Here is a 634-nt window from a genome sequence, read left to right on the forward strand (position 1 = left end):
AAATATAATTCATCTTCACCTATATATATTTTTTTAGCGACAGGATCATATTTCAACTCAATATTTTCTTCTAACGTTGCTTTCAATTCTTTTGTATAGTTTTCAAATAAACTCCTATTTTTATTCCTAGAGGAAGCAGACATGTTTTTATCAATCCGGATATTAGGTATAAAATTACCCAATGGAACAAAAGGAATATCGGCCAGCTCTACAATAGGTTTTCCACATTCTTCCTCAGTAAGAACGAGTTTTGATTTATCGTATTTATCGTATGACGGGGGAGTTTTTTCATTAAATTTTTTCACATTTGGTGGAAACATGAAATTAGTACCCTCGAGATCGTTTCGAGAAACCAGCACATGGCTCATTTTATCTTCTGGCCTAGCAAATAGAGAAAAAATATAACCTAAGAAAAATGACATGCTTTTTCTTCCACCTGCAATCGAAGCATGCAAATGGTATTCTTCATTTAAAGCAAAAATTCTTACCTTCTGACAAATAATATCAGCCATATTTTTTTGATCTTGTTCATTCCTGATATCACTTAGATATTCGCCATTCTCATCTGTTATAATGACGATATCATCAATTTTAATGAGTCTATTGTCGATAGGGATATCATACTCATCACATA

At 32.0% G+C, this 634-nt stretch carries 1 protein-coding gene; it reads right to left on the reverse strand.

Annotated features, from left to right (window positions below):
• On the reverse strand, positions 1-634 hold a 634-nt coding region (csm6, locus tag AB4486_RS23785), incomplete at both ends, for a CRISPR-associated ring nuclease Csm6 (RefSeq protein WP_372119046.1).

Origin of the sequence: Vibrio sp. 10N.222.55.C6 (assembly GCF_041473395.1) — a bacterium.
In the GTDB taxonomy this organism is placed as follows: Bacteria; Pseudomonadota; Gammaproteobacteria; order Enterobacterales; family Vibrionaceae; genus Vibrio; species Vibrio crassostreae_C.